Origin of the sequence: Paenarthrobacter sp. Z7-10 (assembly GCF_026932795.1) — a bacterium.
Taxonomy (GTDB): Bacteria; Actinomycetota; Actinomycetes; order Actinomycetales; family Micrococcaceae; genus Arthrobacter_M.
Map to the genome: position 1 here is coordinate 1 of NZ_JADPVH010000081.1, position 12,884 is coordinate 12,884.

The 12,884-nt window shown below is 61.7% G+C and carries 12 protein-coding genes and 3 pseudogenes; 5 read left to right on the forward strand and 10 right to left on the reverse strand.

Annotated elements, in window-relative coordinates; translation table 11 throughout:
* The coding region (locus tag IV498_RS17375; RefSeq protein ID WP_269048342.1) for a hypothetical protein at positions 1-529 on the forward strand (529 nt) is incomplete at its 5' end.
* On the opposite strand, the gene IV498_RS17380 is transcribed toward IV498_RS17375, so the two are convergent.
* Positions 413-1,510: a S1C family serine protease gene (locus IV498_RS17380; protein ID WP_269048343.1), complete on the reverse strand. Its 1,098-nt coding sequence runs from the start codon at positions 1,508-1,510 to the stop codon at positions 413-415. The genes IV498_RS17375 and IV498_RS17380 overlap by 117 nt on opposite strands.
* A gap of 152 nt (positions 1,511-1,662) precedes the next feature.
* On the opposite strand from IV498_RS17380, the gene IV498_RS17385 reads away from it, so the two are divergent.
* The gene (locus IV498_RS17385) at positions 1,663-2,388 is read left to right on the forward strand and encodes a response regulator transcription factor (protein WP_269048344.1); all 726 of its coding nucleotides are present in this window, start codon (positions 1,663-1,665) and stop codon (positions 2,386-2,388) included.
* A 6-nt stretch (positions 2,389-2,394) separates the two neighbouring features.
* Here the strand turns inward: IV498_RS17385 and IV498_RS17390 are convergent, their stop codons facing one another.
* A complete protein-coding gene (locus IV498_RS17390; RefSeq protein WP_269048345.1) occupies positions 2,395-3,840 on the reverse strand; it encodes a sensor histidine kinase in 1,446 nt (481 codons plus the stop codon).
* 180 nt (positions 3,841-4,020) lie between these two features.
* Between IV498_RS17390 and IV498_RS17395 the strand changes: the two genes are divergently transcribed.
* The gene (locus tag IV498_RS17395) at positions 4,021-4,422 is read left to right on the forward strand and encodes a hypothetical protein (protein WP_269048346.1); all 402 of its coding nucleotides are present in this window, start codon (positions 4,021-4,023) and stop codon (positions 4,420-4,422) included.
* 153 nt (positions 4,423-4,575) lie between these two features.
* On the opposite strand, the gene IV498_RS17400 is transcribed toward IV498_RS17395, so the two are convergent.
* Positions 4,576-4,872 (reverse strand): hypothetical protein, encoded by a 297-nt coding sequence (locus tag IV498_RS17400; RefSeq protein WP_269048347.1) that lies wholly within the window; start codon positions 4,870-4,872, stop codon positions 4,576-4,578.
* Positions 4,873-5,431: 559 nt separating this feature from the next.
* Positions 5,432-5,887: pseudogene (locus IV498_RS17405) on the reverse strand (GNAT family N-acetyltransferase); the annotation flags it as partial.
* On the opposite strand from IV498_RS17405, the gene IV498_RS17410 reads away from it, so the two are divergent.
* Both IV498_RS17410 and IV498_RS17415 read left to right on the forward strand, forming a co-directional pair.
* Positions 5,886-6,380, forward strand: coding sequence for an AAA family ATPase (locus IV498_RS17410; RefSeq protein WP_269048348.1), 495 nt, complete (start codon positions 5,886-5,888; stop codon positions 6,378-6,380). The pseudogene IV498_RS17405 and the gene IV498_RS17410 overlap by 2 nt on opposite strands.
* A gap of 115 nt (positions 6,381-6,495) precedes the next feature.
* Positions 6,496-8,373 carry a Na+/H+ antiporter gene (locus IV498_RS17415; protein ID WP_269048349.1) on the forward strand — a complete coding sequence of 626 codons (1,878 nt, stop codon included), beginning with the start codon at positions 6,496-6,498 and terminating at the stop codon, positions 8,371-8,373.
* A 23-nt stretch (positions 8,374-8,396) separates the two neighbouring features.
* Here the strand turns inward: IV498_RS17415 and IV498_RS17420 are convergent, their stop codons facing one another.
* From IV498_RS17420 to IV498_RS17445, 6 genes and pseudogenes are all read right to left on the reverse strand, one after another.
* Positions 8,397-9,533 (reverse strand): AI-2E family transporter, encoded by a 1,137-nt coding sequence (locus tag IV498_RS17420; protein ID WP_269048350.1) that lies wholly within the window; start codon positions 9,531-9,533, stop codon positions 8,397-8,399.
* A gap of 130 nt (positions 9,534-9,663) precedes the next feature.
* Positions 9,664-10,556 (reverse strand): annotated as a pseudogene (locus IV498_RS17425) (carbohydrate ABC transporter permease).
* Positions 10,549-11,638: pseudogene (locus tag IV498_RS17430) on the reverse strand (carbohydrate ABC transporter permease). The pseudogenes IV498_RS17425 and IV498_RS17430 overlap by 8 nt, the downstream one beginning before the upstream one ends.
* Positions 11,635-12,051 (reverse strand): hypothetical protein, encoded by a 417-nt coding sequence (locus tag IV498_RS17435; protein WP_269048351.1) that lies wholly within the window; start codon positions 12,049-12,051, stop codon positions 11,635-11,637. Before IV498_RS17435 ends, IV498_RS17430 begins: the two are co-directional and overlap by 4 nt.
* A 30-nt stretch (positions 12,052-12,081) precedes the next feature.
* Positions 12,082-12,468, reverse strand: a complete 387-nt coding sequence (locus IV498_RS17440; protein ID WP_269048352.1) for an extracellular solute-binding protein — start codon at positions 12,466-12,468, stop codon at positions 12,082-12,084.
* On the reverse strand, positions 12,465-12,728 hold the full coding sequence (locus IV498_RS17445; protein WP_269048353.1) for an extracellular solute-binding protein: 264 nt from the start codon (positions 12,726-12,728) through the stop codon (positions 12,465-12,467). The genes IV498_RS17440 and IV498_RS17445 overlap by 4 nt, the downstream gene beginning before the upstream one ends.
* Between the last annotated feature and the right edge of the window lie 156 nt (positions 12,729-12,884).

The window sequence follows — 12,884 nt, forward strand, 5'->3', positions numbered from 1 at the left end:
CACCAGGAAGGCTATAGCCGACCACCAGCCGCGGATTCGCGGCGGCCAACCGCCGGGCAGGATATTCCCGGCCACCTGCAGCGGATTCGCGGCGGCAGGCCGACCACACCGCCGTCACCGAACACACCGGACACACCGGGCGGTACCGCCGCCGTCACCGACACCGACACCGTCGCTCGACGGACTCACCGACCTCGCCGCCGACGTCGGCCGCACCGACGTTCTTGGCCGTCCTTCGGGTACCGCCGCCGTCACCGACCTTTCCGGGCGCGCCGACCTTACCGGCCGCGCCGCCGTCACCGACCTTTCCGGGCGCACCGTATCTCGACGGCGCGGTCACCGCCAGCACTCCCGGCTTAGCACCGCGGCTTCGCTCGGTGCCTGCACCGCTGCCGGCGTCGGGCTGGAGCGATCAGTGCTGATTGGCCAAATCACCCAGGGTGACGTGCAGAGTCTGGGTCGCCTTGCCGCGTTGAACGACAACGTCCGTCTCCTGGCCTGGATCCTGCTTACGCAGGGCCGCGAGTAGATCGGTGACGTTGCCGACTTTCGTTCCAGCAAATTTGCTGATGATGTCACCAGCCTGCATACCTGCCGTGGCGGCAGGGCCACCCTGAGAAACGCTGACGACCAAGGCGCCCGTCGTCGCCGGCAGCGAGAATCGCTGGGCTATCTGAGGCGTGATGTCGGTAGGAACGATTCCAAGCGCAGCATGCTTGACCGTGCCGCTCTTGAGCAGTTGGTCGGCGACGTCCGTTACAGTGGACGTCGGCGTCACGAAACCGATTGAGACCGCCCCGGAACTTGGTGGTAGGTATGCTTCCGAGAGGCCGATGATCTCGCCGCTGGAGTTCGTCACAGCACCGCCGGAGTTCCCTGGCGAAATTGGCGCGTCCGTCTGCAGCAGATTGATGGCGCCATGCGGTGACTCCTTAGAAGGCGGCATATTGCGGTGCAGGCTTGAGACAATACCGGCGGTGACGGTTTCCGCCAGCCCGAGAGGGGTGCCGATCACCACGGCGAGGGAGCCGACCTCCGGCGTGGTTGTTGAGAATTTCGCCGCTGGCAATCCCGTGCGGTCCGCTTTAATCACTGCAACGTCCGTCACATCGTCCACGCCTACGACGACGGCTGGGGACTGGGAGCCGTCGGCAAACTGTACCTGAACGTTCTTAAAGGGCTGTTTCTGCTGGTCTTCAACCACGTGAGCATCAGTCACAATCGTGCCGTCACTACGGTAAACTACGCCGCTTCCTAGCCCAATGGCGGTACGGATGGTGACAACTGATGGCTCGACTTCCTTCACCACGCCGGGGACGGCTGGCAGCCCCGCTCCTTCTGGCAGGGTCGCCGGGGCGGCAGCCGCCGATGAGGCTGGGTTGGCTGAGCTGCTGACGGTAGCGGCGACGGCAGAACTGCTGGTGGCCGCGGGGGCGTTGCCAGTGCAGCCGGTCAGGGCGAGCGTTGCGGCCGTGACACCGACCGCAGCGCCGATTCGGAAGCTCTTCATGACATGTCTCCTCAGTGGGGCCGATCCCGCACGGAACCGGTTCTAATTCACCGTAGAACCGAATCACCTAAAAATCGACCGGCCCTCAGTTTCTTCTCAGGAACTACTCGAGATACTACTGGTGGGAGAGTTGAGGCAGAGAGGGCCATCGAATGCGGATATTAGTTGTTGAGGACGAAAAGCTGCTGGCCGAAACCCTGCGCCGGGGGCTGGCCAACCAAGGTTTCATCGTTGATCTCTCGTTCGATGGGGTCAGTGGCTTATGGGCCGCGACGGAAAATCCGTATGACGCCATCATCCTGGACCTCATGCTGCCGCTGAAGAACGGCTACGACGTTCTCAAGGATCTGCGCGAACGGCGTATCTGGACCCCGGTGATGATGCTGACCGCTAAAGACGGCGAATACGATCAGACGGACGCTTTTGATCTCGGCGCCGACGACTACCTGACGAAGCCCTTCAGCTTTTTGGTCTTGGTGGCCCGTCTTCGTGCGCTAATCCGGCGCGGGGCCCCCGAACGACCGGTCGTCCTGTCCCTGGGAACCCTGACCCTGGACCCCCTCAAACGCACCGTTCACCGGGGTCGGAAACCCATCCCACTCACGGCAAGGGAATACGGCCTCCTGCAGTTCCTCATGCGCCGGCATGATCAAGTGGTATCCAAGGCGGAGATCTTGGACAATGTCTGGGACCCGGACTTTGACGGCGGGGGCAACGTGGTCGAAGTGTACATCGGGTATCTGCGCCGCAAAATTGACCAGCCGTTCGGACTACAGACGGTCACGACGGTGCGCGGGATGGGCTACCAGCTTAGCGCTGACCGAGGCGCCATCGACGACGGCGAATCACCAAGCGATGGTGAAAGCGCCGCCCCGTAGCCACGCCTATCCCTTGTTCACCAACTCGGCCGGTAACCGCAGTTCAAAGCGGCACCGCCCGCACTCGGATTCAGTGGCGATGACGGTTCCGTGGTGGGCCTGCATGATCCCGACGGCTATGGCCAGTCCCAGACCACTGCCACCGCTCTCTCGGGATCGGCTGTCGTCCAACCGGACAAACCGGTCAAAAATACGCTCCCGGTCGCGTTCCGGCACCGGGTCACCGTCATTATCAATAATCATGAGGATTCCCTCCGGGGCCCTACTCAGGCTCACCCAGACCGCCGACCGCGCGTGCCTGTTGGAATTATCCAAGACGTTGCGCACCACCTGAGCCAACCGGCGTGGATCCCCAGTGATGCGCACCGGAGCGATCTCAGCGTGGACTCGGAGAGGCGTCAGGGCACGCAGCCGCCGGACCTCAAAGTCCAGGACGTCGTCAAGGTCGACCTCCTCGGCGTTGACCCTGATCCCTTCATCACTGGCTTTGGCCAGGGTCAGCAGGTCATCCACCAGGTAACGCATCCGGGATGCCTCCGCTCCAAGAAGGTCCCGCATCTGCGTCCACATGGCTCCGCTAGGGTCGGACGCAGCAATTTCCAGCCCCGCGGTCAGCGTAGCCAGCGGGCTGCGCAGCTCATGGCTCGCATCGGAGACAAAACGCCGCTGCTCACGATCGGAAATCTCGAGCCGGTCCAGCATTGAGTTCATGGTCAGGGCCAACTCATGAATTTCATCGTTTGTCCTGGGCACCTCCACACGCTCCCCCGTATGGGGGGCCTTTATTTGTCCCACTTGCGTGCGGATCCGCTCCACCGGACGCAGGGATCGGCCGACCAAAACCCAGACGCTCACGCCTACAACAATCAACAGTAAAGGAGTGGCTCCCAAGATGAACCATGCCACGGTCGCCACGGTATCGAGCTGCACCTGGAGCGTGGAGGCAACCAAAACCGTATAAGTCCCTCCGTCGGAGTCCACGCCCGCCGCCACGACGAGGAACGAATCAGAATTAGCAACGTTCGGCAGCCCTGATACGGTCTGGGTTACCGTCTGACTGGCTAAGGGTCGAAGCGCAGACAACGGCGAGCCCATCGCGGCTGGCACGGACGAAGCGACTACGGAACCGTCCGGCGCGACAATCTGCACGTACTGACCCGTGTGGGCTGTTGTGGTCAGCGCTTGACCGGCCTCAGAAACATCCTGTCGGCTGATCATTGCAACAACGTCTCCTGCCCGACGCTGCGCAGCACCTTCAGTGGTGGAAACCAGCGACTGGTGCAACAGCATGAGCAATGAGGCCGCTCCGAGCAGCAGCGCCACGGCCACGACGGCGACAGCAGTTGCCGTCGCCCGCTTCCGGACGCCCCACTTCGACCGTCGCAACCCGCGGTCGTCCCGCCCGCACCCGTTCCGCTTTTCGCGCCTTCCGAGTACGCTCCTGTAGTTCATACTTCCACGATGAAGTAAACGCCCGTCCAACACAATCGGCGCCGCTTTCCACTCAGCTGGTTCTCAACAGACTTAAGCTCCCTCTCAGCCACAACCCACCAGACTGGAAACACGCCAACCATCCCGGAGGGCGCAGGCGAATACAATCGGTATCCGCACCGCAAGGAAAGGGAACTCGAGATGAATATCAAGAGGGAAATGACCGTCAAGAAGATCGTCGATAAAATGGGCACCAAAAAGAAGGTCCTAATGGGCGCCGTGGGGATCCTGGCGCTGACCGGGCTCGGCGTGGGGGCTGCCAACGCTTCCACACCTCCGGTCTCCACACCGCACTCGGTCTCGGTAACCGCCGACACCCCCACCCAGGGCGACACCCCGGACGGATCCGGCACCAACGCCGACACCCCCACCCAGGGCGACACCCCGGACGGATCCGGCACCAACGCCGACACCCCCACCCAGGGCGACACCCCGGACGGAACCGGCACCAACGCCGACACTCCGGACGGAACCGGCACCAACGCCGACACCCAGCAGAGCGGGAACTACACAGACGCCACGGATCTGCCCGGTTCGCCGTAAGGAGGGCAGCGCGGTCTAAATGTCACCCGTGCGCAGGCGCTCCAGAACACGAAGGATCCGCCAATTCGTTGGCGGATCCTTCGCTGCCTCCGGGGCCTCCCGAGATGCCGCGTTATGCCGCCCAGCCTTGGCTGGTCAGAACCATCCAATCGGTCAGCGACGATCCATCCACTGCTGAATTAGCCCCTCGCGGCGCCCTCGGCGCACCAAGTCGACCATGGCCGCTGCTACAGCTATCACAGACAACGTGATCAAAGCCAGCACCAAGTACAGCCACAGCAACGTTTCCAAAGGGGCCCGACCGGCCGAAAGAAATCCCAGCCCACCCATGGCACCAACGATCCAGAACACGGCCACAACACCCAAGACGATCAACGACGGATAGTACTGCCGGTATCGGCCCACGAATTTGATCGTCAGCTTCTGCGATTGCTCCAATTTAATCCCCATGCTTCCAGTATCGGGGACCAGTAAGCATGTCGGCACTTCAACCCGGCGGATTACGGCAACAGCAGCCAAGACGTTATAACTCCGGCCTCAACTCGGGCTCAAGTACAGACTTTCGGCGTAATCAAGCGACTTCCGCCATGTGCCGGATACTCGAGTGCCATCACGGTATTCTGCCCGTGTAGGTCGTAGTTCGTAGGTCGAGGGCCTAGGTGAACCGTGTGCCACGAGTTTCGGTGTTCCTTCGCCTCCTCAACCCGCTCGCTTAGACGGGGCGCAGAAGGACGGCAACCAGTTTCGGTGCTGATTACCCCCTGCGACCACAGACTCGGCCGCGTCGACTGGAATCAGATTTACCGCCGGCATCGGGTCAGTCAGCAAACGTGCATGAGCTTCAACATCAAAACGGCGACCACCGTAGCGCAGCTTCGCGCGCTCAACGCCTTAGGCAATGAATCCGGCGCCCAGCGCAACCCGGCATGAGGCAGGGTTTATTAACCCGGTGGCCCAGTTCAATCCTGGAGAGTTGAAGTCCTTGGAAAGCCCAGTCTGCCAGGCTCGCTGCCGTACGTGTCGCCATTCCCTGGCCCCGTGCGCTGCGGGAAACCCAGTAATACATCCAGGTGGTGTCGTGAATACGGCAGATATTGCTGATGCCCACATTTCCGACTGCCTCGCCGTCCAGTTCCAAAGCGAGGTTACAGGCCACCGCCGGTTCAAAGACCAGGTCGTTCCCGATAAATAGTTCGGCTTCTTCCGCGGTGTGCGGAATGGAGCCCCCGACCTGAGTGGCAAGATCGGGCGTGGATCGGTAGATGGAAGACAGGGTGGGCGCGTCTTCTCGAAAACCCAGCCCTGCCTGTTGCGGAACATCACGGCGACAGCTTAGGGTTTTACCATGTTCCGTTAGTGAAGCCAGGAAGCAGCTCTGACCATCAGGTGATTGAGCTCTCTTCACGATGGAAATGCGGAATTCACATGATGAACGCCGAACCTCCGCAGCTTGGGAGGATGACATGACGAACACCGGCGGCCCAGTGGTCCACCTTCTTTGCGGTTACAGCGGTGCCGGGAAAACGACCCATGCAAAGCACCTGGAGAAGGTCACTATGGGGGTGCGCTTCAGCTTGGACGAATGGATGATCCAGCTTCACCCTGAGCTTTCCTACCAGAGCCAGCTCTACGGTATCCGTGCCGAGGCATGCAAATGGGTGATCTGGGACGTCGCATTGCAATTTCTCCAGCGCGGCGTCGACGTTATTCTCGACTGGAACCAGTGGAGCCGCGTCAGGCGCAGCGTCTGGCGGGATGCGGCCGAGTCCGCCGGATTCAATACACGCCTGCACTTCGTCGATGTCCGGATAGAAACTGCCCTGCATCGTTCAGCGAACCGTGCGGCTGACCGCACCGCGGGATCGCACCGGCTCGCGCCAGAGGATGTCCGCAGTTTCGTCGACATTTTTGAACCACCATCCCCCGACGAAGGCATCCCGCTGACAGTGATCCCATGATGACCGCTGCGGCTACGGGGGTAATTTCCGTCGTGTTGGTGGTTCAGTCGTGTTGGTGGTTCAACAGTGAAGTTGTAAAGAATCCTTGTGAACCCGGGCTGACAGCATAGGCCCTATGGAGGTTGCTCTGGGACTGCTGGCACTGGTGGTGTTGATCTGCGCGTGCAGCGCGTTGGGAAAGAAGATCAGCGTCCCGGTACCGCTGCTGCTGGTGCTGGTTGGCGTCATCGCTTCCTTCCTGCCGTTCGTACCGCGGGTCGAGCTGACACCCGAGCTGGTTCTGGTAGGCCTGCTCCCGCCGCTTCTGTACGCGGCGGCCGTCCGAACGTCGCTGATCGATTTCCGCTCGAATCGTCGGGCCATTGGGCTCTTATCCGTCGGTTACGTCCTCTTCGCGACCGTCACCACCGGCCTTGTTGTCTGGTGGATCTTTCCGGAGGTGCCGCTGGCTGGTGCTCTCGCGCTGGGCGCTGTGCTTGCGCCACCGGACGCTGTGGCCGCCACCGCGATCGCAAGGCGCGTGGGCATGCCACGCCAAATTGTGACCATCTTGGAAGGTGAATCGCTGGTGAACGACGCCACCGCGCTGGTCTGCCTGCGCGCCGCAATTGCTGCCATCGCCGGCACTGTTTCCGCGGCACAGGTCGCTGCGAACTTCGCATTGGCTGCAGTCGGAGGCGTGGTCGTCGGATTGGGCGCGGCCTTTGTGATGGTCCAGATCCGCAAGCGGATCCGCCATGTGGCCATTAACACTTCGATGTCGCTGGTGGCACCGCTGGTGGCATACCTGCCGGCGGAGGCGATCGGCGCGTCCGGCGTGCTCGCCGTCGTCGTCGCCGGTCTGCTGATGGGCGCAAAAGCGCCCACGATGCCCAGCGGGGCCGCCCGCTTGAGCCAGCGCAGCAACTGGAACACGCTGCAGTTCCTGCTTGAGAACGCCGTGTTCCTGCTGATTGGCCTGCAGGTTCGGACCATTATAGGGGCCGTGCAAAACGACTCGCTGGGGCAGCTGCGGATCTGGTCGGGCTGCGGCATGCTACTGCTGTCCGTGCTGGTCCTGCGTCCGCTCTGGGTCTTTCCCGCCACTTATCTGCCCCGGCTGATCCCTGCCGTCCGCCGCAGCGATCCAGCGCCGCCGTGGCGGTATCCCGCCGTCATTTCCTGGGCCGGAATGCGTGGCGTGGTGACGCTGGCAGCCGTGCTGGTGCTGCCTCCAAGCCTCCCGCATCGGGCCGTCCTGGTGCTCGCCGCACTGGTGGTGGTGGCCGGAACGCTGATCCGGCAGGGCTTCACGCTGCCGTCACTGGTGCGGCTGCTGGGCCTGCGGGGGCCGGATGCGCGCGAGGACGCGCTGAGTTCGGCTTCGGTGATGCAAGTGGCGACGACGGCGGGCATCGAGCGCCTGCATCAGGTGCAGGCCGAGTCTGATCCGCCGGAAGTTCTCTCTATGCTCAAGCGGCGAACCCAGGAGCGCGGGTTGGCGGCCTGGGAACGGCTGGGGCGACCGGAGTCCGAAGGCCGGACTCCCAGCCAGCGGTACGCCCAGCTGCGGTTGACCATGCTGGAGGCCGAGCGGGACAAGGTGCTGGAACTTCGCCGCTCGGGAGAATATGCCCACGAGATCCTCAGCGATGTGCTGGAGCAGCTCGACGTTGAGGAGTCGATGCTCGACGCGGCGGTGGAGGGCTCGACGGCGGTCGATGGTCAGTCGGCGGGGCTGGAGCTGACCGGAACGGCCGGCGGCTGTGATCATCTGCAGTCCGCAGCCGACCTGCAACTGCCGGCGGATCCGTTCTGTGCGGATTGCGTCCGCGAAGGAACGACGCCCGTCCATCTGAGGATGTGCCTGGACTGCGGAAAAGTGGGATGCTGCGATTCGTCGCCGGGCCTGCACGCGGCCGCCCACTTCCGCAGCACCGGTCACCCGGTGATCCGCAGTGCCGAACGCGGCGAATCCTGGCGGTGGTGCTACCCGGATGAGTTGCTGGGGTAGAAGGGGGCTGACGCGTTTCCGCGTTAAACTACAGCACCCTCGGCACTGTCATCGATGGGTTCGGGACCGGGGAGATCACGCCCGGACCAGGTTTTAATGATCGTCCAGCCAACCGCGGTCAATGGTACGGCCAACAGCGCGCCAATCAGGCCGGCGAGTGTCGTCCCGGCAGCCAGGGCCAGCAGGATGGCCAAACCGTGGATGCTCAGGACCTTGCCCATCAAAAAGGGCTGAAGGACGTGGTGTTCGAGTTGGTTGGCGCCGATGATGACAATCAGGACCACTAAAGCTGGGACGGGGCCGTTGAAGATAAGTGCGACCAGGACGGCGAGGGTGCCCGCAGCAGTGGCACCGACAATGGGGATGAAGCCTCCGATGAAGACGAAAACGCCCAGCGGCAGAGCCAGCGGTACCTGCAGAATGGCCAGCGCGATGCCGACGATGACTCCGTCGGTCAGGGCAACCAGGGAGGTGCCGCGGACGTACCCGCCCAGCACCACCGTACTGCGTTCCGCTGCCCGATGGGCGCGCCTGCCATGGTCGAGCGGCAGGAAGCCGAACAGAAATTCCCGGATCGCCTGTCCGTCTTTGAGCATGAAGAACAAGATCACGGCCATCAGGACAGCGCCTGCCCCGATTTCACCGGCTATCCGAAGTCCGGAAAGCGCTTCAGTTCCGAAAGTGCTGCTGGTGATGAACTTCTGCACAGCGTTCCGGATGGTGTTGATTTGGCTGTCGCTGACCGGGTAGGGGCCGTCGTTGAGCAAGCTGTGCAGTCGGTCGATACCGTCGTCGGCCTTGATGACCAAGTTTTTCGACTCGGATCGGATCAGGAACACGATGCCGGTGATAACGCCGCCGAAGACAACAAGGATCGCCACGAAGGACGCCAGTACAGCGAGGGCCCGAGGCCAGCTGTGCCCGGTCAGCCAGTGCACTAACGGGCTGATCGCGGAGGCCAGAATCAGGGCGATCAGGACCGGAATGATGACCAAAGGAACACGCGTGGCCGACCAGAGAATTACCCAGGCCAACGCGATGACGAGCAGTGCCTGGGCGCAGCGGATGCTGCTGCGCCCCAGGCCGTCCGCCCAGATCGGCGGCAGGCCCGCACGGTACTTCGATGCCGGGCTTTCGGAGCCGGTGGGCATGTTGGACATGGATGCAGCTCTCTTCGGGTGGAAAAGCAGGTAAGGGGATCGGCCGACCGCGGCGGACACACCGATACCTGATTCTAAGCGCTTGCCTCATGTCCCGACGGGCAGCGTTCCGAGCCCTGAGCGCTGCTGGTTATTCCTTGACCGCGCCGGCGCTCGCGTTCATGATGCGTTTTTGGAAGATGAAGAAAACGATGGCAACGGGAATGGTCAGTATTGCGGCGGCGGCGAGTTTGAGCGGATATTGGGTGCCGGAGCTTAACTGCCCCGATGCCAACTGCGCGACCCCTTTGGTCAGTGTGGTCAGCGCCGGGTTCTGGGTGGAAATGATGAAGTGGTTCAGCTCGTTCCAGGAGCCTTGGAAGGACAGGATCACGATAGTCATGACCGCAGGGCGGGACATAGGCAGTACGATCGACCAGAAGGTGCGGAAGACTCCGGCATCGTCGATCTGCGCCTGTTCCTCGACGCTGACCGGGATGGATTCAAAGAAGCCGCGCATAATGAACACCCCAGCGGCATCGGCCAGCAACGGTATTACCATCCCCGAGTACGAGTCATACATTCCTAATTGATTGAGAACCAGGAATTTCGGAATGAGCAGCACCACGCCGGGTACTGGCATGACCGCGATCAGCGCGGCATAGATAACTGTCCTGCCGCGGAATTTGAGTCGCGCCAGGGCATATCCGGCCAGGGAATCGAAGAAGACCCGTCCCAGCGTGACGGCGACCGTTACGATGGCTGAGCTTCGGAACCAGACCGGAAAATCGGAATTGACAAAAGCGTTGTGTAGGCGGTGGAGGTCCAGGACGCAGGAGTAAGCGACAGCGGGTTGACTGCCGCGTCTGATTCCGTCTTAAAGGATGTGGAAACACTGATCAGGAACGGGAAAATATTGATTACCCTCAAGGTGATCAGCAGTACGTAAACCGCCCAAGCCCCGCTTCGCGTGCCGGATCGACGACGCCGGGTCCCCGGATCCGCGGTTACCGTCGGCAGTACCAGCTGCTGGGTTTTAGACACGGGACTCCTTCGTGCCGCCAGCGGCGGCTGATCCGCGGTCTGGCTTCGTTCGGCGTTCCCTGAGCAGCCCCCTTTGCAGCAGGGTGAACAAAATGACAATGACGAACAAAATGAAGGAGATGGCCGCGTCTTGTCCCCACTGCTGGTTATTGAAGGCCGTACTGAACGAGAGGTAAGCCGGCGTCAGCGTCGTCTTGGCCGAGGCCACCTTGGGTGCCGGTGTAGATCTGGTCGAAGACCTGCCAACTGCCGATCATTCCAAGCGTGGTGACAATGAACACCGTGGGGCGGAGCATCGGAAGCGTCACCAGCCTGAAGCGCTGCCAGGAATTGGCACCATCAATCATGGCGGCCTCGTCCACCTCTGCGCTCAGGTTCTGCAGTGCCGCGATAAAGAGCAGCATGAACGTTCCTGAGGTGGTGAAGATGGCTATCAAGATAAAGGCCGACATGGCCATCGAAGGCCCGGACAACTAGTCCCACCAACTCAGGCCAAGCAGGTCGCCCGTTCCTTCCTAGGGTCCCGCAATACCCATCGCATTCAAAGCCAGGTGAATGATGCTGTCCGGATCCTGAAACCAGTTCGGCCCGTTGACTCCGGCGAAGGAGAGTGCCTTATTGACGGCACCGCTTGCGCTGAAGAGGAACAGCCAGAGAACGGTGATGGCGACCGAACTGGTGGCCGATGGAAAGTAGAAGGCCGTGTGGAAAAACCCGCGACCGGCAACGATCCGCCGATTGACAAGCATCGCCAGGACGAGGGATAAGGCAGTCTGCAGCGGAACAATCAGGAGCACATAGTAGAAGTTGTTCCGCAGTGCGGTGCCAAAATCGCGTTCAGCGAGGCCGCATCCGCTCAAAATCGCGGCGTAGTTGGCACCGCCAACGAAGTGCGTGGTGGAGGCGAAAGTGCTGCCACGCCCAGACCAGTCGGAGACACTGCCCCATGCGGCCATCCCCACCGGCAACGCCAGGAACAGCCCGAGGATGATGAGGATCGGTGCCGCGAAGAGCCAGCCCGCGGCGTTCTGGGAGGAGCTGACCCCAGAACGCCTGCGGGAGAGGACCGACGCGGTGCTCATGTCCCGGCGACCTCCGTCATATCCGCCTGCACGGCGTCCAGTAGGGCCTTGGGATCGGCGGTTTTCAAGCTGGCGAGCTCGGCATCAAAGTCCTTAATTACATCCGCGGCACCCGCCTGCGCCGGCAGGCTTTGGGCGTAGCTGACTCCGGCGAGAAAAGCGTCCTCGGCCGGAAAGGCCTTCTTGAATTCGTCGGCGGCCGAAGTGACTGAAGGCATCACACCAAATGCCTTGGCGAAGCTGATCTGGTCCTTGGGCGTGGTGAGCCGTTCAACGAGTTTCTGAGCCGCGGCTTTGTTGTGGCTGTCGGCTGCGATTCCCCAGCAGTTCGTGAATTCCAAGGTGCCGGGGCCTTTAGGTCCGGAAGGCAGTTCGACGACCTTGTATTTGATTTTAAGATAGTCGGCCGACATGGCACCCTGTTATCCAGTTACCTTCGATGGTCATTGCTGCCAAACCGTTGCCGAAGGTCTCTCCACCCCAGCCTGCACCCAGATCCGACCATCCGTGAGCATCTTCTTCACGAAAGTAAGGGCCTGAACGTTCTCCGGGCTGTTCACTGTCGCGGTTTTCCCGTCGGCACTCATCATTGATCCGCCGGCTTGAGGGAAAAATGCCCCGATGCGTTCCACCTGAGGTCCAAAGGCAAGACCGGCTGTCTTCCCGGCGCTGAGCTTGCGCGCAACCGCATCCAACTCGTCCCAGGTTTTGGGAATGTCCGCGTCGGTCAAGCCTGCACCCTTCCAGATGTCGGTGTTGATGACCAAGGCCAGTGTGGAGAAATCCTTCGGCGCGCAGTAAATCTCTCCGTTCGCGGTAAAGGCCTTCACAGGCTGGGGTAGAAATCTCCCTTGTTGGTCAAAGAATCACCATAGGCCTCCAATGACCCATTCCCGGAGTAGACGGACAACTGGTCCGCCGAGAGGTAGAAAACATCGGCCGGCTTGCCGGAGGCAAACCCTTGGCTCAGCTGCTGTGCCAAATCCGATGCCGCGGTTACCGTCGCCTGGGTGCCGGAGGACTTTGACCAATCAGCGACGGCAGATTTCACCGCGGCCGTCTCCGCGCTGCCCGAGGATCCAATCAACACACTTATCGGGCTCTTCAGAATTGAGAGTGTAGTCAGCGCCCCTGTTTGAGGTCCGAGTGCGGGGTGTTTCGGGCTGAGGTGAGGGCCTTGGGAGAGAATCAGGGTATCGACTCCGCTGTTTCTCTACCGCAAGGCCCTCGTGTTTAACGCTACCTT